This is a genomic window from Pseudomonas sp. B33.4 (assembly GCF_034555375.1).
In the GTDB taxonomy this organism is placed as follows: domain Bacteria; phylum Pseudomonadota; class Gammaproteobacteria; order Pseudomonadales; family Pseudomonadaceae; genus Aquipseudomonas.
Genome location: NZ_CP140706.1, coordinates 5,578,128 through 5,599,041, shown reverse-complemented (window position 1 = coordinate 5,599,041; position 20,914 = coordinate 5,578,128). Strand labels below are relative to the sequence as shown.

16 protein-coding genes are annotated in these 20,914 nt (G+C 59.1%); 2 read left to right on the top strand and 14 right to left on the bottom strand.

Annotation, left to right across the window (positions count from 1 at the left end):
* Window position 1: 1 nt before the first annotated feature.
* Together U6037_RS24700 and pilB are read right to left on the bottom strand one after the other, a co-directional pair.
* On the bottom strand, window positions 2-1,219 hold the full coding sequence (locus U6037_RS24700) for a type II secretion system F family protein (RefSeq protein WP_322844843.1): 1,218 nt from the start codon (window positions 1,217-1,219) through the stop codon (window positions 2-4).
* A 2-nt stretch (window positions 1,220-1,221) separates the two neighbouring features.
* On the bottom strand, window positions 1,222-2,922 hold the full coding sequence (pilB, locus tag U6037_RS24695) for a type IV-A pilus assembly ATPase PilB (RefSeq protein WP_322844842.1): 1,701 nt from the start codon (window positions 2,920-2,922) through the stop codon (window positions 1,222-1,224).
* A gap of 225 nt (window positions 2,923-3,147) precedes the next feature.
* Between pilB and U6037_RS24690 the strand changes: the two genes are divergently transcribed.
* A complete protein-coding gene (locus U6037_RS24690; RefSeq protein ID WP_322844841.1) occupies window positions 3,148-3,585 on the top strand; it encodes a pilin in 438 nt (145 codons plus the stop codon).
* Between the two features lie 296 nt (window positions 3,586-3,881).
* Window positions 3,882-4,235: a BON domain-containing protein gene (locus U6037_RS24685; protein WP_150650535.1), complete on the top strand. Its 354-nt coding sequence runs from the start codon at window positions 3,882-3,884 to the stop codon at window positions 4,233-4,235.
* Window positions 4,236-4,504: 269 nt separating this feature from the next.
* Here the strand turns inward: U6037_RS24685 and U6037_RS24675 are convergent, their stop codons facing one another.
* The 12 genes from U6037_RS24675 to U6037_RS24620 all read right to left on the bottom strand — a co-directional run bounded on the left by U6037_RS24675 (window position 4,505) and on the right by U6037_RS24620 (window position 20,902).
* Window positions 4,505-4,801, bottom strand: a complete 297-nt coding sequence (locus tag U6037_RS24675) for a DUF2845 domain-containing protein (protein WP_322844840.1) — start codon at window positions 4,799-4,801, stop codon at window positions 4,505-4,507.
* On the bottom strand, window positions 4,801-7,752 hold the full coding sequence (locus U6037_RS24670) for a DUF748 domain-containing protein (RefSeq protein WP_322844839.1): 2,952 nt from the start codon (window positions 7,750-7,752) through the stop codon (window positions 4,801-4,803). Before U6037_RS24670 ends, U6037_RS24675 begins: the two co-directional genes overlap by 1 nt.
* Before the next feature lie 220 nt (window positions 7,753-7,972).
* Window positions 7,973-8,989, bottom strand: a complete 1,017-nt coding sequence (locus tag U6037_RS24665; protein ID WP_322844838.1) for a class I SAM-dependent rRNA methyltransferase — start codon at window positions 8,987-8,989, stop codon at window positions 7,973-7,975.
* A 137-nt stretch (window positions 8,990-9,126) separates the two neighbouring features.
* Window positions 9,127-9,999, bottom strand: a complete 873-nt coding sequence (locus tag U6037_RS24660; RefSeq protein ID WP_322844837.1) for an oxygenase MpaB family protein — start codon at window positions 9,997-9,999, stop codon at window positions 9,127-9,129.
* A 51-nt stretch (window positions 10,000-10,050) separates the two neighbouring features.
* Window positions 10,051-11,988, bottom strand: a complete 1,938-nt coding sequence (gene acs / locus U6037_RS24655) for an acetate--CoA ligase (RefSeq protein WP_322844836.1) — start codon at window positions 11,986-11,988, stop codon at window positions 10,051-10,053.
* Window positions 11,989-12,306: 318 nt separating this feature from the next.
* A complete protein-coding gene (gene pgi, locus U6037_RS24650) occupies window positions 12,307-13,971 on the bottom strand; it encodes a glucose-6-phosphate isomerase (protein WP_322847361.1) in 1,665 nt (554 codons plus the stop codon).
* 229 nt (window positions 13,972-14,200) lie between these two features.
* Window positions 14,201-14,581, bottom strand: a complete 381-nt coding sequence (gene panD, locus U6037_RS24645; protein ID WP_322844835.1) for an aspartate 1-decarboxylase — start codon at window positions 14,579-14,581, stop codon at window positions 14,201-14,203.
* A gap of 209 nt (window positions 14,582-14,790) precedes the next feature.
* Window positions 14,791-15,651, bottom strand: coding sequence for a pantoate--beta-alanine ligase (gene panC / locus U6037_RS24640; protein ID WP_322844834.1), 861 nt, complete (start codon window positions 15,649-15,651; stop codon window positions 14,791-14,793).
* Window positions 15,648-16,448 (bottom strand): 3-methyl-2-oxobutanoate hydroxymethyltransferase, encoded by an 801-nt coding sequence (gene panB / locus U6037_RS24635; RefSeq protein WP_016983495.1) that lies wholly within the window; start codon window positions 16,446-16,448, stop codon window positions 15,648-15,650. Before panB ends, panC begins: the two co-directional genes overlap by 4 nt.
* Before the next feature lie 389 nt (window positions 16,449-16,837).
* On the bottom strand, window positions 16,838-17,323 hold the full coding sequence (gene folK / locus U6037_RS24630) for a 2-amino-4-hydroxy-6-hydroxymethyldihydropteridine diphosphokinase (protein WP_322844833.1): 486 nt from the start codon (window positions 17,321-17,323) through the stop codon (window positions 16,838-16,840).
* Window positions 17,324-17,327: 4 nt separating this feature from the next.
* Window positions 17,328-18,731, bottom strand: a complete 1,404-nt coding sequence (locus U6037_RS24625) for a polynucleotide adenylyltransferase PcnB (RefSeq protein ID WP_322844832.1) — start codon at window positions 18,729-18,731, stop codon at window positions 17,328-17,330.
* Between the two features lie 734 nt (window positions 18,732-19,465).
* Window positions 19,466-20,902 (bottom strand): sigma-54 dependent transcriptional regulator, encoded by a 1,437-nt coding sequence (locus U6037_RS24620; RefSeq protein ID WP_322844831.1) that lies wholly within the window; start codon window positions 20,900-20,902, stop codon window positions 19,466-19,468.
* Between the last annotated feature and the right edge of the window lie 12 nt (window positions 20,903-20,914).

The window sequence follows — 20,914 nt, the reverse complement described above, 5'->3', positions numbered from 1 at the left end:
GTCAGATCGCTGAGCCGAGTTGGAAGATCGGCAGGTACATGGCCACCACCAGCCCGCCGACGATCACCCCCAGCACGACCATGATGAACGGCTCCATGAGGCTGGTGAGATTGTCGACCATGTTATCCACTTCCTCCTCATAAAACCCCGCGACCTTGTCGAGCATTTCGTCCAGCGCGCCGGACTCTTCGCCAATCGCCGTCATCTGCACGGCCATATTGGGAAAGACCCCGGTGCTGCGCATCGAGAAATTCAGCTGCATGCCGGTCGAGACGTCCTGGCGAATCCGCAGCACTGCGCGTTTGAACACCACGTTGCCCGTGGCGCCTGCCACCGAGTCCAGCGCTTCCACCAGCGGCACACCGGCGGCGAAAGTAGTGGAAAGGGTTCGGGCAAATCGCGCCACGGCGGACTTGTACATCAGCGTGCCCACCAATGGCAGTTTCAACAGCCAGGTGTCTTTGCGATCGCGCAATGCCTGAGACGTTTTCAGTGCATGGCGAGTGCCGAAAATCGCCGCGATCAGTGCACCAAGAATCGCCCACCACCATTGCTGCATGAATTCCGAAAGGCTGATCACCATCAGGGTGAAGGCCGGTAACTCGGCGCCGAACCCCGAGAATACCGACTGGAATTGCGGCACTACTTTAACCAGCAGAATCCCGGTCACCACCGCTGCGACCAGCACGACGGCGGTGGGGTAGGTCATGGCTTTTTTGATCTTGGCCTTGAGGCGCTCGCTTTTTTCCTTATAGGTTGCCACGCGTTCGAGCAACGTATCGAGGGCGCCGGACTGCTCGCCGGCATCGACCAGGTTGCAGTACAACTCGTCGAAATACTGCGGCTTCTTGCGCAGGGCCGCGGCGAAACTGTTACCCGCCGCGACCTCCTGTTTGACCTCGTCTACCAGCTTGCGCATGGCCGGGTTTTCAAAGCCTTCGCCGATGATGTCGAACGACTGCAACAAAGGCACGCCGGCCTTCATCATGGTCGCCATTTGCCGGGTGAACAGGGCAATGTCCTGGGCCTTGATGCGTTTGCCCAAGCTCAACAACGATGTGGATTTTTTGCGCACCTTGCCGGGATTGATCCCCTGCTTGCGCAGTTGTGCCTTGATCAGCGCCGGGTTCTGTCCGCTCAGCTCGCCGGTGACTTTGCTGCCTTTCCTGTCCGTACCTTCCCAGGCGTAGATACTGATTTTCGCTGCCTTGACCGCCATGTTCAGTCCTTGGTGACCCGATTGATTTCTTCAAGGCTGGTGATGCCTTGCATGGCCTTGTGCAGCCCTGAGGTGCGCAGGTCGTCGAAGCCATCGCGACGCATCTGCAGGTCGATTTCCAGCGAGTTGCCTTCGGCCATGATCAAACGTTGCAGCTCTGGTGTGTTCTTCACCACTTCATATATCCCCACGCGTCCTTTGTAGCCGCCGTTGCAGTGATCGCAACCGACCGGCTCGTAGATCGTGAAATGGCCGATGCGTTCCTCGGGGAAACCTTCCTTGATCAAGGTTTCGCGGGGGATCTCGATGGGTTTCTTGCAATGGCCGCAGAGCTTGCGCGCCAGACGCTGAGCGATAATCAGGCTGACCGATGTGGCGATGTTGAAACCGGGAATGCCCATGTTGTGCAGGCGGGTCAGGGTTTCCGCCGCGCTGTTGGTGTGCAGGGTCGAGAGCACGAGGTGGCCGGTCTGCGCCGCCTTGATCGCAATCTCGGCGGTTTCCAGGTCGCGGATCTCGCCGACCATGATCACGTCCGGGTCCTGACGCAGAAACGAGCGCAGTGCCTGAGCAAAGTCGAGACCTTGTCTGGGATTGACGTTGACCTGGTTGATGCCTTCCATGTTGATCTCCACCGGGTCTTCGGCGGTGGAGATATTGATGTCGACGGTGTTAAGGATATTCAGGCCGGTGTACAGCGACACGGTTTTCCCCGAGCCCGTGGGCCCGGTGACCAGAATCATGCCCTGTGGCTGCTTGAGAGCGGCCATGTACAGATCCTTTTGCTCGGGCTCATAGCCGAGGGCGTCGATGCCGATCTGTGCGCTGGACGGGTCGAGAATCCGGATCACCACTTTTTCGCCCCACAGGGTCGGCAGCGTGTTGACCCGAAAATCGATCGACTTGCTCTTCGACAGGCGCATTTTGATCCGCCCGTCCTGCGGCTTGCGCCGTTCGGAGATATCGAGGCTGGCCATGACTTTCAGGCGTGCGGCGATGCGCCCGGCCAGTTGAATCGGTGGCTTGGCCACTTCGCGCAGAATGCCGTCGGTGCGCACCCGTACCCGGTAGTTCTTCTCGTAGGGTTCGAAGTGCAAGTCGGAAGAGCCACTCTTGATCGCATCCAGCAACATCTTGTGAACGAAACGCACCACCGGCGCATCGTCGGCGTCGAGTCCGCCGATAGCGTCTTGCTTGTTGTCGTCGATGGACTCGACATCGACCCCGTCGAGATCGACATCGGCCATGTCCTCCAGGCCACTGGTGTGGGTGTCGAAGAACTTCTCGATGGCATCGGTGAGCTTGTCGTCCTCGACCAGGATGGCTTCGGTGCTCAGTCCGGTGCTGAACTGAATGTCGTTGATCGCTTGATGATTGCTCGGATCGGAAATCCCCACGAACAGCTTGTTGCCTCGCCGCCACAAGGGCAGGGCGTGATGCTGGCGGACCAGTTTTTCGCTGACCAGGCCTTTGGGCTGGGTTTCCTTGTCGAGGCAATTGAGATCAAGCAAGGCCATGCCGAAATGCTCGGAGGCGATTTCGGCGACCTGTGAGCTCTTGACCAGTTTGTTCTGCACCAGATAGCTGACCAGCGACAAGCGATTACGCTGGGCCTGTTGCGAGGCTTGCTGGGCGCTTTTTTCCGTGAGCAGTTCGGCCTGCACCAATTGCTTGGCCAGACCGCTCAAAGCGATGTCATTCATGGGGATTCCGCGTGCTTGCAGTTCATGACTTATAGCCTAGTCAAGTGACAGCGCCAAACACGGCCGTTGCAGGTGACAAAAAGTGTCAGATAGTGCGGCTGCGGGTTGTAGGAAATGGCGTTGTAGAGGGCGCGCGCCCAACGGGCGGGGCTTGGAGGCGTTGGCATGGCCTATGCTGCGTCTCTTGCAGATCATGAGATTTCGACTCATGCATGGAGCGTGTCTATGAAAAAACAACAAGGTTTTACTCTGATCGAGCTGTTGATCGTGGTGGCGATCATCGGGATTCTGGCGACCATCGCCCTGCCGCAGTATTCCAAGTATCAGGCTCGGTCGAAGGTGACGGCTGGGCTGGCGGAAATCAGCGCGATGAAGGTGCCGTTCGAGGACACCATCAACCAAGGGACCGCTCCGGATATAACCACTGTAAATGGCGGTACAACCACCACCTCCAACTGTACGGTGGCGGTTACAGGCACAGCGGCGACGGGTGCGGGCAGCATCAGTTGCACGTTGCTCAACGCTCCGGGACCGGTACTGGGCAAAACCATCACGCTCACTCGTTCGGGCGCTGCTACCGGCAATACCTCTGGCTTGTGGACCTGTGGCACTACTGTTAACGCGGATTATTCGCCAAAAGGCTGTACCGCCAGCGGTACGTGATTGCTAGCGTGTGACAACCGAATGCCCTGCCACGCAGGGCATTTTTCGTTACTCGGTGAAAATAAAAGTATCAATAATTTCAGCAGCTTATGAACTTTTCAAAAAGCCGCAACTTGCATGTGAAAATTGCACAAGTCATGCATTTTGCATGAAACCGAAAATCGGCGATTTAAATAAGTCATTGTTTTTTAAGGAAATTAATAAGTCTGAAAAGTTGGCACAGCGTTCGCAACTACCTTGGTAACCCTGCTGACAAGACAACCAGCAGACTTTCCAGAAAAACAGGAGTTACTCGTATGAAGAAGTTCGCTATCACTGCCGCTGCTGCTACCGCGCTGACCCTGACCATGACCGGCGCTTTTGCACAAACCACCCAGGCTACCCAGGCTCCAATGACTCTGGCTGCCGGTGAAGTCACCAAGGCGAAAGAAGCTACTTCCGACACCTGGATCACCACTAAAGTAAAAAGTGATCTGGTCACCGAAAAAGGCATTCCAGGTACCGACATCAAAGTAGAAACCAACAAAGGTGTGGTTTCCCTGTCCTCCACTGTTGCGGTGACAGACGCTCAGAAAGCGACTGCTGTCGCAATCACCAAGAAAATCAAAGGCGTCAAAGCGGTCTCCGCTGACGGCCTGAAAGCCGAGTAAGGCATGACTTCTCGCCTGGACCGGGAGAAGGCGCGACAGACGGGCCGAGCAATACGTCTGCCGCAACTTTAGAGTTCATGCGAACGGTCACACGGATGTGACCATTGCAGGCCCCGCCACTTGTGTCGGGGCCTGTTCTATTTCAGGAGCACTACAAAACAATTGTGGGAGCGAGCCTGCTCGCGAATGCGGTCTGTCAGCCGACGAAGATTTTGACTGACACGACGCATTCGCGAGCAGGCTCGCTCCCACAGGGCTTTGGTGTTGGTTTAGTTACCGCGCTTGCTGGTGATCTGGCGCAGGCGATTGCCTTCGAAGCGCAGGTATTGGTACATGCCGTTACTCGGGCCGTAGGTCCATTCCTCGACCTGAAACTCTTCGCGACGATTGGCGCTGCGCTTGTAGCCGAGCACATCACGGCTGACCGGTTCCCCGCATTTTTGCAGGACTTCGCTGGAGCGGTCGCCAAGGCTGATCAGCTGGCTGCCGCAGCGCAGGGTATCGGACGCCGAGGCGTGACTGGCCGCGAACGTCATTGCGAGCAAGGCCAGCCACTGCAGTTTCATTACTCGGCATCCAGATGCATTTGCGTGACCACACGGCCATCGCTCTCGGCTTCACCGAGATTGGCGTCGATGAAGTACACGCGGTCGTCCGCCAGTTGGCCTTTATCGACCAGATAATCCTTGATGCTGCTGGCACGGTCCTGACCCAACTGACGCAGCAACACATCGCTGCCACTCCAGAACTGGATTACGCCCTCGCGCATCTTCGTCGTACGTTCTTCCTTGCCCAGATCTTTCCATTCTGCAGGTGGCTGGGTTTTCAAACGGGTACGGTAGATGCCTTCGAGCAGTGGACCTTTTTCGCTGTCCGGCACTTGAATCAGGGACGCCTGAGCCGGCACCTTGTCGCCGCGTCGCTGCAGCATCTTGTAGTAGTTGTACTGGTATTCACGTTCCAGACGTTGCTCGGCGAGTAACGGACCGTCACTGCTTTTGGCGGCGGTGCCTTCGATTTCCAGGCGCAGTGCCGGACGTTCTTTCAATGCCTGAGACAGTTTGACCAGCGCGGCCTCGGCATCCTTGCTCAACTCGCTGGAACCCGGTGCAAACGACACGGTGCCGAGGTCTTCCGAGCCGCCGCCACTGATCAGCCCGCCAATCATTTTGAACGGCGCGGCAGCGGCTTTGACGATCAGGTTGCGCAGGGTCTGCCAGACAATCGGCATCACGCTGAATTGCGGGTTGTTCAAATCGCCGGTCACCGGCAATTCGATGGAGATCTTGCCGTCGACATCCTTGAGCAGGGCTATCGCCAGTTTCAGCGGCAGGCTCACGGCATCCGGGCTGTCGACCTTTTCACCGAGCTGCAATTGCTCAACGACCACTTTGTTCTCGGCTTTGAGCTGGCCCTTGGTGATCAGGTAATGCAGGTCGAGATTGAGCCGGCCCTTGCGGATACGGTAACCGGCGAATTTTCCGGAGTACGGCGTCAGTGTGGTCAGCTCGACGCGTTTGAAACTGGTGGCGATGTCGAGGCTGGCCATCGGGTCGAACGGATTGACCGCGCCCTTGATGGTCACTGGCGCATAGCGGTCGACCTTGCCTTTGATGTCGACGCTGGCCGGTTTTGCCTGCCGGCTGTCGATGGTGCCGATCTGGCCGTTGAGTTGCTGCACGGCAGTGGCGAAGTTCGGCGTCAGGCTGAAGTCGGCGAAGTTGGCCGAGCCGTCATTGATGGCAATGCCGCCGATGTGAATGCCCAATGGTTTCTCGTTGCTCGCCGGTTTCGCAGCAGTGCTTTTCGCGCCACTGTCGGCGGGCTGCGGAATCAGCAAATCATCGATGTTGGTGGTGCGGTCATCGTTGATCATGAACCGCGCGTACGGCTGGAACAGGTTGATCTTGTCGATCGACAGGCTGTCGCCGTGCTGATAGTTCAGGCCCTCGACCACCACTTGCTGCCACTTGAGGAAGTCGCGGGTCTTCAGGGTGTCGAGGGTGTGCAGTTGATCGATCTGCGCGCGGCCGGTCACGCTGAGTGCCAGCGGTTCGGTGCTCTTGAGGTTGACCTTCAGGTCACTGCCGAGCATGCCGCTACGCAGTTCCAGGCGAATGAAAGGATTGATGTAGGACTGCGCGACACGCAGGTCGATGTCCTGGGTTTTCACGTTGAGCTGCGCGTTGACCGGGGCGAGATTGACCGTGCCGTCTGCCATGATCTTGCCTTGCTTGCCCACGCCGCTGTCGAGCTTGAGCTTGAAGGGCGAGCCGTTGAGGCTGTCGAAATCCTGCAGATCGATGTTCAGCGGGGTGACATCCAGTGCCACTGCCGGTTTGGCTGAGCGGTCGGCGAGATGCACGGTGTAGTCGCGCAATTGCACGTCTTTGAGCAGCACTTGCCATGGCTTGCTCGGTGTGGCTGGTTCAGGCTTCGGCGAATCGGCAGCGGCCGGCGTGCTCGCGGGTTCAGCCGCGGCTTTGGCGGCGGGTTTCGACGGTTGGCTGGCGAACAGTTTCTGCCAGTCCAGTTGGCCGTCGGCCTCGAGGGCGGCCCAGGTTTCCAGTTTCTGGCTGCGGATCTTGCCGACCACCACTTGTTGTTTGGCCAGATCCACCGAAGTCTCGCTGACGTCGAGGCGCTCGAGTTTCGCCAGTGGCCGCCCATCCGGAGCCTTGATGGCGAACGGCGCGATGCTCACCGCGACGTTGTTCAACTGCAGCTCGGTTTCTTTCGACAGGTTGAGTTTGTAATCGCTGCTGAGGCTGATCACGCCGTCTTCGAGCACCAAGGGCACCGAGTCACGCACGTAAGGCCAGAAGGCTTTCATCTTGCCGTCGGTGACTTTCAGGGTGCCTTCGGAGCTGAACGGGATCAGGCTGAAATTACCACTCCAGTCGATCCGGCCACCGGCCGGGCCGATGGCGACCAGGGTCATGTCGGCGCTGTCTTCGGGCAGGGTGCTGAGGTTTTTCAGTTCGAAGCTGAGGTCGTCGTAGAGGAACTCGATCGGCTCGCTCGGGCGCACGTCTTGAAAGTGCACGACGCCGCCAGCCAGTTTGATGTTGTCGATGCGCAGCGGGAAGGGCTTGGCGTTCGGATCGGCCGGTGTCGGCTCGCTGGCCGGGACATTGAACAGGCCGAGCAGGTTGAGCTCGCCGTCTTTGGCGAAGAGGATTTCGGTTTTCGGCTTGTCCAGCTCGATGTTGGCCAGATGCAGGGCTTTGGTCCACAGACTGTCGATTTGCAGGTCGGCGTAAAGACGGTCAAAACCGATCTGTTCCTTGCCCGGTTCGCCGATGACCAGCCCCCACAGGGTGACTTCAAGGCTGAACGGGTTGAGCTCGATACGCTGGATATGCGCAGGTACTGTCGCGTAATGGGCCAGTTGCTGATTGGCCACGCGCAGGGCAATGCCTGGCAAAATCAGAAACCCCAGCAAGCTGTAGAGGGCCAGAGCAGTCAACAAGGCGCCAATCGCGCGAATCAATCCTTTGGGCATGTGCGGCTTCATCTGTCTGAATCGGAGTGCCTTGGAGTATGGCACGCGATTCTGGTTCCGAAGTAATAGCCGTGCTGCAGGATTGTTCAGATTTCTCTGTATTCACAAAACACTGTGGGAGCGAGCTTGCTCGCGAAAGCGGTCATTCAGTTGATAAATATGCCGACTGACACACCGCCTTCGCGAGCAAGCTCGCTCCCACAGGGGGATAGTTGTCAGCCGCGCGGTCGGATCAGAGCTGCAGGATCAGGGTTTTCAGCGGCGGTTGCTGGTCCATGGACGGGAAGTCGGCACCCGGGGTCATCACGCTCCACTCGCGCACCGGGCGGCCGGCCTTCTCGGCGCAGCGCAGCACTTGCTCGCGCCAGTCGTCCATGCTGACTTTCGCCAGGTTGTTGCAGCAGATCAGCACGCCGTTGTCGGCGGTGGTCAGCAGGGCGGGTTTGAGCAGGCTTTGATAATCGCGCAGCAGGTCTACGGTGCCGAAGGCGCTCTTGGCCCAGGCCGGTGGATCAAGCAGGACCAGATCGTATTGGCGCTGATCGAGGCGCTGGTAGCTCGGCAGTTTCTGCCCACGGCGCTGGCTGATTGGCAGGCCGGTCAACTGGCGGATCGCCGGGAAGTAGTCGGACTGGATGAATTGCATCTCGGGCAACTGCGGATTGAGCAGTCCGTTTTCGCGACCGACCGCCAGATTGCCTTCGGCGAAATCCAGGTTGCACACTTCGCTGGCGCCACCGGCTGCGGCACTGAGGCCGACGCCGCAGGTGTAGGCGAACAGGTTGAGCACGGATTTGCCCTTGGCGTGATCCTTGACCCAACCGCGGGTGTTGCGCAGATCGAGGAACAGCAGCGGGTCTTGTCCGGCATGACGCCCGCGCACACGGTAGTTCAGACCCCATTCGTGACCGACCAGATCGGCCAGCGCCGCCTCGTCAGCCTTATAGACGCTGTCTTCACGGTCAATACGCGAATTGCCGCGCGAGCGATCGTTGTAGACCAGCAGGGTTTCCAGGCCCAACGTTTGATTGACCATGGCATGCAGTTGCAGCAGGTCGTCACGTTCCAGCGTCTGGTGAAAACTCTGCACCAGCAGTTGCGGGCCGTAGCGGTCGATGGTCAGACCGCCAGCGCCTTCCTGGCTGCCGTGGAACAGCCGATAGCAATCGGTGCCCTGGCGGTGCAGCTCGGCCAGCAAATCCTGGCGTTGATCGAGGGCGGCGCGCAGCGCCTGATTCAAGGAAGACATGCGGGCGCCTTGCTGGAGAGAATTGGGGCGCGGGAGTTTAGCAGCTTGGCGGCAATCGAGTTGCGCCCTTCGCGAGCAGGCTCGCTCCCACATGGGAATGCATTCCAAATGTGGGAGCGAGCCTGCTCGCGAAGCTTTTAGGTCAGCAAACCCATCCGGCGTTTGGCCCGTTGCACCGAGCCGTTGCGCATTGCCCAGCGCAGCATCGGTGCGCTGCGCCTCACGCTGGCGCGAATCAACTGGCGTTGCAGCGAACTCTGGCGGACATCGAGCATATCGCTGGCCCAGTCCGGCAGCAGGTCGATGCCGGCCTTCATCATCAGATCGCCGAACGGCCGCGCCAGAACACTCGGCGCCGGCGCGTCGAGCAGCAGACGCAAGACTTCGCGGCTGCGTTCATCGCACAGCAACTGCGGGCGCATGCGTTGCAGATAATCCGCCACTGCCTGGCGCGATTTCGGCACCTCGCGAGCACCGAGTCGCTCGGCAATCACAGCGATCTCGGCGTAATAACGATCCTGATCCGCCCCCGACAACTGCGGATTGCGATAACGCAAATGCGCGGCGAGAAAGTTACTGACTTCCGCCACATGCACCCACGTCAGCAAATCCGGGTCGCTCGCCGCGTAGGGCCGACCATCCGGTGCAGTCCCAACCACCTGCAAGTGAATGGTGCGCACTTTCTCGATCAACCACTCGGCGTCCCGTCGCGAACCGAACGTCGTGCCGGAGACAAACTGGCTGGTGCGCCGCAAGCGCCCGAGCATGTCCTGACGAAAGTTCGAATGATCCCAAACTCCGGCCAGCGCCAGCGGATGCAAGGCTTGCAGCAACAGCGCACTGATGCCGCCGATCAGCATGCTGCTGAAGTCGCCGTGCACTTGCCAACTGACCGAATCCGGGCCGAACAGGCCGGGATCGCCCTTGGGGTTTTCCAGATCGAGTTGGCCGAGCGACAGCCCGGTCAGGCTCATGAGTTGGTTTTCAATGCGACTGCGGATGAATTCCATGACCACTCAATGACGAAGGGCAGGCGCGGCCCGTTGACCGCGCCCGTAGTGTTACTGATTGAGGCGCTTGTCGATCAGACCTTGCACCACGCTCGGATCGGCCAGGGTCGAGGTGTCGCCGAGGCTGTCGAGTTCGTTGCAGGCTATCTTGCGCAGGATGCGCCGCATGATCTTGCCTGAACGGGTTTTCGGCAAGGCCGGTGCCCACTGGATCAGGTCCGGCTTAGCGAAACTGCCGATTTCCTTGCTGACGTGCGCCAGCAGTTCTTTCTTCAACTCGTCGTTGGGTTGGGCACCGTTCATGGGCGTGACGAAGGCGTAAATGCCCTGACCTTTGACGTCATGTGGATAACCGACCACGGCGGCCTCGGCGATGCTGTCGTGCAGCACCAAAGCACTTTCCACTTCGGCGGTGCCGATGCGATGGCCGGAGACGTTGATCACATCGTCGATGCGCCCGGTGATCCAGTAATCGCCGTCCTCGTCGCGGCGTGCGCCGTCACCGGTGAAGTAATAGCCGGGGTAGGGTTTGAAATAGGTGTCGACCATGCGCTGCGGGTCGCCATAGACGCTGCGGATCTGCGCTGGCCAGCTGGATTTGATCGCCAGCACGCCGCTGCCGGCGCCTCTGATTTCCTTGCCGTGTTCATCGAGCAGCACCGGTTGCACACCGAACATTGGCTGGGTGGCGCAGCCCGGTTTGATCCGCTGCGCGCTGACCAACGGGCTGAGCATGATGCCGCCGGTCTCGGTCTGCCACCAAGTGTCGACGATAGGGCAGCGCTGTTCTCCTACGACATTGAAATACCATTCCCACGCTTCCGGGTTGATTGGTTCACCGACACTGCCGAGTAATCTGAGGCTGGCGCGCGACGTTTCCTTCAACGGTTCGGCGCCTTCACGCATCAACGCGCGCAGAGCCGTCGGAGCGGTATAGAAAATGTTGACCTTGTGTTTATCGATCACCTGCCAGAATCGTGAGCTGCTCGGGTAGCTCGGCACGCCTTCGAACATCAACGTGGTCGCGCCGTTTGCCAGCGGGCCATAGACGATGTAGCTGTGGCCGGTGACCCAACCGACGTCGGCGGTGCACCAGAACACTTCGCCGTCGCGGTAATCGAGCACGTACTTGAAGGTCATCGCCGCTTGCAGCAGGTAACCGCCGGTGGTGTGCAGCACGCCTTTGGGTTTGCCAGTGCTGCCGGAGGTGTAGAGGATGAACAACGGGTCTTCAGCGTCCATTGGTTCCGGCGGGCAATCGTCGCTGACATCGCGTACAGCCTGGTGATACCAGAGGTCGCGGCCCTCGACCCAATCGACTTTGTTTTGGGTGCGCTCGACCACCACGACGGTGCTGACGTCCGGGCAACTTTGCAGGGCTTTGTCGACATTCTGTTTCAGCGGCACGAACTTGCCACCGCGTACACCTTCGTCGGCGGTGATCACTGTGCGGCAATCGGCATCGAGAATACGGTCGCGCAGGGAGTCGGGGGAGAATCCGCCGAACACCACCGAATGAATTGCGCCGATCCGCGAACACGCGAGCATGGCGTAAGCGGCTTCGGGGATCATTGGCATGTAGATGCACACCCGGTCGCCTTTCTTCACGCCACGGCTTTTCAGCACGTTGGCCAGGCGGCAGACATGGTGATGGAGTTTTTTGTAGGTGATTTGCGCCGATTCGGCGGGGTCGTCGCCTTCCCAGAGCAGGGCGGTCTGCTCGCCGCGTTGTTCGAGGTGGCGGTCGATGCAGTTGTAGCTGACGTTCAGTTTGCCCCCAGTGAACCAGGCGGCTTCACCCGTTTTCAGGTCATAGCGCTGAACGGTCTGCCACGGTGTGCTCCAGTCGAGGAACTGCGTGGCCTGTTCAGCCCAGAAGGTGCTGGGGTGTTCAATGGATTCGCGGTACAGGCGCCGATAGTCTTCCTGACTCAATTGCGCAGCCCGGCGGACGGCATCGGCTTTGGGGAACGTGCTGATATCGAACATGACGGTTCCTTATTCTTGTGGTGCGACAGGAATAAAGATGCGCCGATAGGCGCAAGGGTTCAAGGCCGCCCCTCACCCTAACCCTCTCCCAAAGGGAGAGGGGACTGACCGAGGTGTTTGGGCTTGATACATCGACTTGAAATTCCTGAGTCGAACTCAAGTAATGAAAAGCGCGAAAATCGGCTCCCTTTCCCCCTCGCCCCTTGGGGAGAGGGCTGGGGTGAGGGGGAAACGATTTGGCTGTCACCGCGAAATTCACGCCAAACGCCAGACGAAAAAAAGCCCCTGAACTCCAGGGGCTCTCTATCAAGCGAGTGATCAACCGCGGTGACGACCGCGGAAGTAGTTGATCAGGCCCTGGGTAGACGGATCATCAGCAGTGCTTTCATCGCTGCCGACCAGACGGTTGTAAACGCCTTTGCCCAATTCCTTGCCCAATTCCACGCCCCACTGGTCGAAGGCGTTGATGCCCCAGACCACGCTCTGTACGAACACTTTGTGCTCATACATCGCCACCAGTGCGCCGAGACGACGCGGGCTGATGCGTTCGACCACGATAGTGTTGCTCGGACGGTTACCCGGGATCACCTTGTGCGGCGCGAGTTTGTGCACTTCTGCTTCGCTCATGCCTTTGTCGCGCAACTCTTGCTCGGCTTCCGGCAGGGTCTTGCCGAGCATCAGCGCCTGGCTCTGCGACAGGCAGTTGGCGTACAGCCACTGATGGTGGTCGGAAACCGGGTTGAAGCTGACGATCGGCACAATGAAGTCGGCCGGGATCAGCTGCGAACCTTGATGCAGCAACTGGTGGTAGGCGTGCTGACCGTTGCAGCCGACGCCGCCCCAGATCACCGGACCGGTATCGGTTGACACCGGCGTGCCGTCCTGACGCACGCTCTTGCCGTTGGATTCCATGTCCAGTTGTTGCAAGTGCTTGGTGATGTTGCGCAGGTAGTGGTCGTACGGCAGGATCGCGTGACTTTGCGCGCCCCAGAAGTTGCCGTACCACACGCCGAGCAGGGCCAGCAGCACCGGCATGTTCTGTTCGAACGGCGCGGTCTGGAAATGCTGGTCCATGGTGTAGGCACCGGACAGCAATTCCTTGAAGTTGGACATGCCAATGGCCAGGGCAATCGGCAAACCGATGGCCGACCACAGCGAATAACGTCCGCCGACCCAGTCCCACATCGGGAAGATGTTTTCTTCGCGGATACCAAACGCCACGGCCGCTGCATTGTTGCTCGATACGGCGATGAAGTGACGATACAGCTCGGCTTCCGAACCGCCCTGCGCCAGGTACCAGGCACGTGCGGCCTGAGCGTTCTTCAGGGTTTCGAGGGTGTTGAACGACTTCGACGAAACAATGAACAGTGTGGTCTCGGCGCGCAGTTTCTGCGTCAGCTCGTGGAATTCGCTGCCATCGATGTTCGCCAGGTAGTGGCAACGCACGCCTTTCTGCGCGTACGACAGCAGTGCTTCGGAGACCAGCTCAGGGCCGAGGAACGAGCCACCGATACCAATGTTGACCACGTCGGTGATCGGCTTCTCGGTATAACCACGCCACAGACCGTCGTGAATGCGGCCAACCAGATCGGTGATCTGGTTCAAAACCTTGTGGACTTCCGGCATCACGTTGACGCCATTGACCGACAGCTTGTCGCCCACCGGGCGACGCAGGGCGGTGTGCAGCGCCGGGCGGCCTTCGGAAGTGTTGACGATTTCGCCTTCAAACAGCGCTTTGATGGCGCCTTTGAGATCGACTTCATTGGCCAGACCGACCAGCAGGTTGCGGGTCTGGGCGTTGATCAAATTCTTCGAATAATCGAGAAACAGTCCACAGCTGCTGAGGGTGAACTGATTGAAGCGCTGCGGATCGGCGTTGAAGGCTTCGCGCATGCTGAAATCCTGCATGGCTTGGCGGTGTTCTTTCAACGCTTGCCAGGCGGGCAGAGCGGTAACGTCTTGAGGAGTGAGGTAATACGCCATCGCTGCGGTTTTCCTTTTTACTTGAACGGCCTTTTGAACACTGAACAGACCCGGCACGCCATGTTTGGGCATGGGATCAACTGCGTCGACACGATTTCCGGACACAGGGCGAATACAGTAAACCTCGCGCTGCGTTCTGTCTTGACTTTGTCTGACCAGATCCCTGTACTTTTTTAACATCGAGACCGGGAACTGGCCGACAAACGGAGGAGGCGGGGCGAAATCGGGATCAGGCGAGCTGAACCGGGATGGCGTTGCTGGTGTGGCTCAGTTCATTGCCCGGCGCCATGTAGAGCATGCGCGGCTTGAAATTGACCAGCTCCGCTTCGCTGTAATGGGCGTAGGCACAAATGATTACGCGGTCGCCGACCTTGGCCTTGTGCGCAGCGGCGCCATTGACCGAGATCATCCGCGAGCCTTCTTCGCCACGGATCGCGTAGGTGGTGAAACGCTCGCCGTTGTCGACGTTATAAATCTGGATCTGCTCGTATTCACGAATACCGGACAAGTCCAGCCACTCGCCATCGATGGCGCACGAACCTTCGTAATCGAGCACCGCATGGGTGACTTCGGCGCGGTGCATTTTGGCCTTGAGCATGATCGCGTGCATGAGGGTTTTCCCGGGTTGGAATCGAACGGCGGGCAGTGTGCCCGAAGGCTTTGGGGGCGGCAATACAGCTGGAATGCAATCTTCATGACGCTGAAAAACACTGTAGGAGTGAGCCTGCTCGCGATAGCGGTGTGTCATTCAACACTAATGCTGACTGACACACCGCTATCGCGAGCAGGCTCACTCCTACAGGGGGTATTGCGGTGTCTTTAAACCGGGGTATCGAGATTCAGGTGCAGGTTATCGATCAACCGCGTGGTGCCGAGGAACGCGGCCACCAGAATCACCAGATCACGGTCTTCAGCCGTTGCCGGACGCAAGGTCAAGGCGTGGCGGATTTCCAGGTAGTCCGGGCGCAGGCCTGCCGCTTCCAGTTGCTGCACCTGGGCACTGATCAGCGCCGGGAAATCCCGTTCGCCTTGCTTGATCGACTCGGCAATATTGCTGAGGCTGCGATAAACCACCGGTGCCACCGCACGTTGTTCTTCGCTGAGGAAACCATTGCGCGATGACAGCGCCAGGCCGTCGGCGGCGCGAACAGTCGGCTCGCCGATGATCTGGATCGGCATGTTCAGGTCGTGCACCAGCGCGCGGATCACCGCCAGTTGCTGGTAATCCTTCTGGCCGAAAATCGCCAGGTCCGGCTGGACCATGTTGAACAGCTTGCTGACCACGGTGGCGACACCTTCGAAGTGCCCCGGACGGCTGGCGCCACACAGGCCTTCAGACAGTTGCGGCACGCTGACCCGGGTCTGCCCGGCCATGCCATCGGGGTACATTTCCTCGACAGTCGGCGCGAAGAGCAGGGAGCAGCCGGCTTCAAGGAGTTTCTCCTGATCCGCCGCCAAGGTGCGCGGGTACTTGTCGAGGTCTTCGCCGGCGCCGAACTGCAGCGGATTGACGAAAATACTCGCGACCACGAAATCCACGCGTTGGGTGGCTTTGGTGATCAGTGCAACGTGACCGCTGTGCAGGTTGCCCATGGTCGGCACAAAGCCGATGCGCTTGCCTTCACTGCGGGCGCGGGCGATAGCGGCGCGCAGTTCGCGTACGGTTTTAACGGTGTTCATGCAGAGAATCCGTGTTCGATGCCAGGGAACGTGGTGGCTTTGACTTCGTTGACGTAAGCCTTCAGCGCGGACTGAATGCTGTCCTGACCGTGCATGAAGTTCTTGACGAATTTCGGCACGCGGCCAGTGATCGACAGGCCGAGCATATCGTGCAGTACCAGAACCTGGCCGTCGGTTGCGTTACCGGCGCCGATGCCAATGACCGGGATCTTCACTGCCTGACTGATTTCGGCGGCCAGCTCGCTCGGCACACATTCGAGCAGCAGCATTGCCGCACCGGCCTGTTCCAGCGAGATCGCATCGGCGCGCATCTGCCGCGCCTGGTTCTCGTTACGGCCCTGCACTTTATAGCCACCGAGAATGTTCACCGCTTGCGGGGTCAGGCCCATGTGCGCGCAAACCGGTACGCCGCGCTCGGCGAGCAGACGGATCGACTCGGCAAGCCACAACTGACCTTCGACTTTGATCATGTGCGCGCCGGCCTGCATCAGCATCGCGCTGTTGCTCATGGTTTGTTCGAGGGTGGCGTTGGCCATGAATGGCAGGTCGGCGAGGATCAGGGCATCCGTATTGCCGCGTTTGACGCAAGCAGTGTGGTAGGCCATTTCTGCGGTGGTCACCGGCAAGGTGCTGTCGTGACCTTGCAGGACCATGCCGAGGGAGTCGCCCACCAGCAGCACTTCGACACCGGCCTCGTTGCAGGCGTGGGCGAAGGTCGCGTCATAGCAGGTCAGCATGGTGATCTTTTCACCTTTCTGCTTGAGGCTCTGGAGCGTGGTCAGGGTGATGGCTGGCATGTAAAAAATCCTCGTTCAGGCGCTCTGGAAACTACTGCGAGTAACGCGCGTGATTCGTCATCTACTCAGGCGCACGCTCTTTTGTCGTGCTTATAAGGCCTGGATTGCGCCCGTATGTGCCGGGTTGGCGGCAGCGGGACGCCTATAGTCGTGATGAGCCAACAGGAAGTCAATTGCGTGTGTTACCGCATTGTTACGAGGGGAGTGTTACCGGCGTTACTGATGCGATTCAGCGGCGCGGTGGGGCTGATTCGGCGGTTTTTTGTCCGACAATAAATCTGGATATGGAAAGCTATTCCTGTAGGAGCTGCGGAACGCTGCGATCTTTTGATCTTGATTTTGAAGATCAAAAGATCGCAGCGTTCCGCAGCTCCTACAAGGGATTTATGTCAGGCGTGGGGGAGGCGTTCCAGGCCGACGAACGGGCAGGCTGCCAGCAGATCGGAGAGGTTGCGGCCATCGGCCAGACACAGGTCTTGCGGGGCCAGTTCGGCAAGGGGATAGAGCACGAACGCACGTTCCTGAATCTGGTAATGCGGGACTTTCAGGCGTGGCTCGTCGATCAGTCGATCGCCGACCAGCAGAATATCCAGATCCAGCGTACGAGGCCCCCAACGCTCAAGGCGCTCGCGGCCCTGATCATTCTCGATCGCCTGCAACGCATCAAGCAATTCAAGCGGTGCGAGCGAGCTGTCGAGCGCAGCCACCGCATTGGTGTAGCGCGGCTGGCCAGGCAACAGAGAATCGCTCTGGTAGAAGGCCGAAACGCCAACCAGCGTGGTCTGCGGCAATTGCCCCAGCGCCTCGACGGCGCTGCGCAATTGTTCGGCGGGGTCTGCGAGGTTGCTGCCCATGCCGATGTAGATGCGTTCCATGCCTTTACTCGCCTGTCGAAGCGCTCGGTGCGCCGGCGCGTTTGCGCTTGGAACCGCTGCTGCGGCGACGTTTGCGCGGAGCACCGCTGGCGTCATCACCTTTACCGCTGAGGTCGCGAATCATGTCGCGGCGTTCGCTGTCGTTGGCATCCTGATAGTCCGTCCACCATTCGCCGAGGCCATCGGTCTCTTCGCCAGCGCTTTCACGCAGCAACAGGAAGTCGTAGCCAGCGCGGAAACGCGGGTTGTCCAGCAACAGGTCGGCGCGTTTGCCGCTGCGGCGTGGCAGGCGTTCCTGCATGTCCCAGATCTCGCGGATCGGCATGGTGAAACGTTTTGGAATCGCAATGCGCTGGCACTGTTCGGCGATCAGCTCGTGGGCGCCTTCCTGCATCGCCGGGATCGGCGGCATGCCGCGCTCTTGCAGGCGCAATACGCGGGCCGGCAGAGCAGGCCACAGCAGCGCGGCAAACAGGAACGCCGGGGTCACCGGTTTGTTCTGCTTGATGCGCAGGTCAGTGTTGGTCAGCGCTTCGCTGATCAGCGTGTGGGTGTATTCCGGGTTGTGTTCCAGCGCATCGGCACTGGCCGGGAACAGCGGGGCGAACAGTTGCAGGTCGACCAGCATTTCGAAAGTGATCGCGCCGTGGCCCGAGAGGAATAGCTTGAGCACTTCTTCGAACAGTCGTGCCGACGGGATTTCGCGCAGCATCGGCGCCAGTTCGCGGATCGGTTGCACGGTGTGCTTTTCGATGCCGAAGTTGAGCTTGGCGGCGAAACGCACGGCGCGCAGCATGCGCACAGGGTCTTCCTGGTAGCGCTGCTTCGGGTCGCCGATCAGACGGATCAGGTGGTTGCGGATGTCGTGTACGCCGTTGGCGTAATCGAGAATGCGCTCGCTGACCGGATCGTAATACAGGGCGTTGATGGTGAAGTCGCGGCGTTGCGCGTCTTCTTCCAGCGTGCCGTAAACGTTGTCGCGCAGAATCCGCCCGCTTTCGTTACGCGAAGACTGGTTGCTGTCCTCGTCGTCTTCGTTTTGCGGGTGGTTGGCGCGGAAGGTCGCGACTTCAATGATTTCGCGACCGAAATGGATGTGCACCAGTTTGAAGCGACGGCCGATGATCCGCGCATTGCGGAATTCGGCACGGACTTGCTCGGGGGTGGCGCTGGTGGCGACGTCGAAATCCTTGGGCGTGATGCCCAGCAGCATGTCACGCACGCAACCGCCGACCAGATAAGCCTGGTAACCGGCCCCTTGCAGGCGTTCGACGATATTCACCGCATAGCGGCTGAATTGCGTTTTCTGCAGCGAATGTTGGCCGCTGTTGAGCACTTCAGGGGTGCTGCGGATGTGTTGCGTACGACGCACGGGAGCTCGGAATGACTGGAACAACTTCTTCAGCATGGGATGCACTGTTTGAAGGAATGTTCGGCCATACCAAAGAATGACCGCATGATGGGCGCAGATTCTAGCATTTAGTCGGGGGATGGTGTAGGAGACAGCAGTTTCGAGCTGAAAGCCGCAAGCTACAAGGGTGAAGCGGGGTAAAGCAGGGAGTTTTTTACAGAAGGGAGAAACTACAAGGGGAGCCGAAGCTCCCCAAGAAGTAGTTGCGTGCTCTTTTTATTATTGATTCGGGCTTCTTGTTTTTGTTGAGTGCCCTCGCCACGAAGTGTTTCCTTCGTGACCCTCCCAATCGGGAGCCAAGAGCAAACGGATTGCTTTGGTCGCTGAATTGCAGTGATCTTACGATCCAACCAGTACAGGCTCTGTCTTAGGACAGTTTTTGTTGTTCTCGGCCTGGTCGTGGGGCAAGCCCCAAATACAACGCCTCTCCAAAAGAATCAGTTAGCTGCGCCTCTCGCCGTCTTGTTTTTATTGTGCGTGAGTCGATTCGTCTTATTTTTATTGTCTTGTGCATTGCTTGTTATTGTTCTTGTACCAAACATATAGCAGGGGACGTGCCAACTTTTGCGAAACCCAGTAAAACAAAGGGTTAGGTCGATATAACCGTTTTCTCGGGACGAAAAAAAGCCGGGGTTTCGTTACCGATAACCCCGGCTTCTGTTACGTGAAAGGACTGAGGTAACAGTTTTTTCACATCTTCAAGCGTTACCCGCGCACTCGACAGGTAACGTTCAGCTCTCGCTGGCGACCCCGGTCTTGCGTCGCGGGATGCCCAGACGCTGACGGCGCTCCCACAGGCATTTACGGCTGACGCCCAGTTTGCGCGCCAGTTCGGTCTCGGTCATGTGGTCCTGATGCTCGAGGACGAAGTGCTGGAAGTAGTCTTCCAGCGACAGGTCTTCGGTCGGCTCATGGCTGCTGTTGCTGGCGTTACCCGCCGTTTGTGGCGGCAGGCCGATGAACTCGTCGTCTTCCAGATCGCTCAGCTCAATGTCGATGCCCAGCAGGTCGGCCGAGATTTCCGGGCTTTCGCTTAGAATCACCGCGCGCTCGACTGCGTTCTCCAGTTCACGCACGTTACCCGGCCAGGAATAATGCCGGATCGCCTGTTCGGCATCCGCGGCAAACTTCAGGTCGGTACGGTTGATGCGCGCACTCTGGCGAGCAAGGAAGGCGTTGGCGATTTCGTTGACGTCGGCGCCGCGCTCACGCAGGGCCGGCAATTTCAGCGCGATCACGTGCAGACGGTAATAAAGGTCTTCGCGGAACTGGCCGATTTTCGCCAGACTCTTGAGATCCCGGTGAGTGGCCGCGATCAGGCGTACATCGACCTTCTGCGACTGCACCGAGCCAACACGGCGAATTTCACCTTCCTGCAACACACGCAGCAGGCGAGCCTGAGCTTCCAGCGGCAGTTCGCCGATTTCGTCGAGGAACAACGTGCCGCCGTCCGCCGCTTCGACCAGACCGGCACGCCCGGCGCTGGCGCCGGTGAATGCACCTTTCTCGTGGCCGAACAGCTCGGACTCGATCAGGCTTTCCGGAATGGCCGCGCAGTTCACCGAAATCATCGGTGCCTTGGCACGTTTCGACAGGTTGTGCAGGGCGCGGGCCACCAGTTCTTTACCGGTGCCGGATTCGCCCTGGATCAACACATTGGAATCGGTCGGCGCGACCTTGCGGATCTTGCTGTACAGATCCTGCATCGGCGGGCAGGAGCCGATGATGCCGATCTCGCCATTACTGTTGTCGACGGCGGATTTGCCGCTGCCATTGGCCGGTTTGCTGGCAACCGCTTCGCCGGCAGTCGGGGCCGATTGGCGATCACGCAGGATCCGCGCGACAGCCTGAAGCATTTCATCGTGGTCGAAAGGCTTGGCGATGTAGTCCACCGCGCCCATCTTCATCGAGTCGACCGCCGAACGCAGGCTGGCGTAACTGGTCATGATCAGCACCGGTGTGCCCTGGCCGAGCTTGATCAGCTCGGTGCCCGGAGCGCCCGGCAAACGCAGATCGCTGACGATCAGATCGAACGTAGGAATGGTGAAGCGTTCTTGTGCTTCCTGCACTGAACCGGCTTCGCTGACCTGGTACTGATTGCGTTCCAGCAGGCGGCGCAAGGCGGAGCGGATAATTGTTTCGTCTTCGACGATCAAAATGTGCGGCATTGATTCGATACT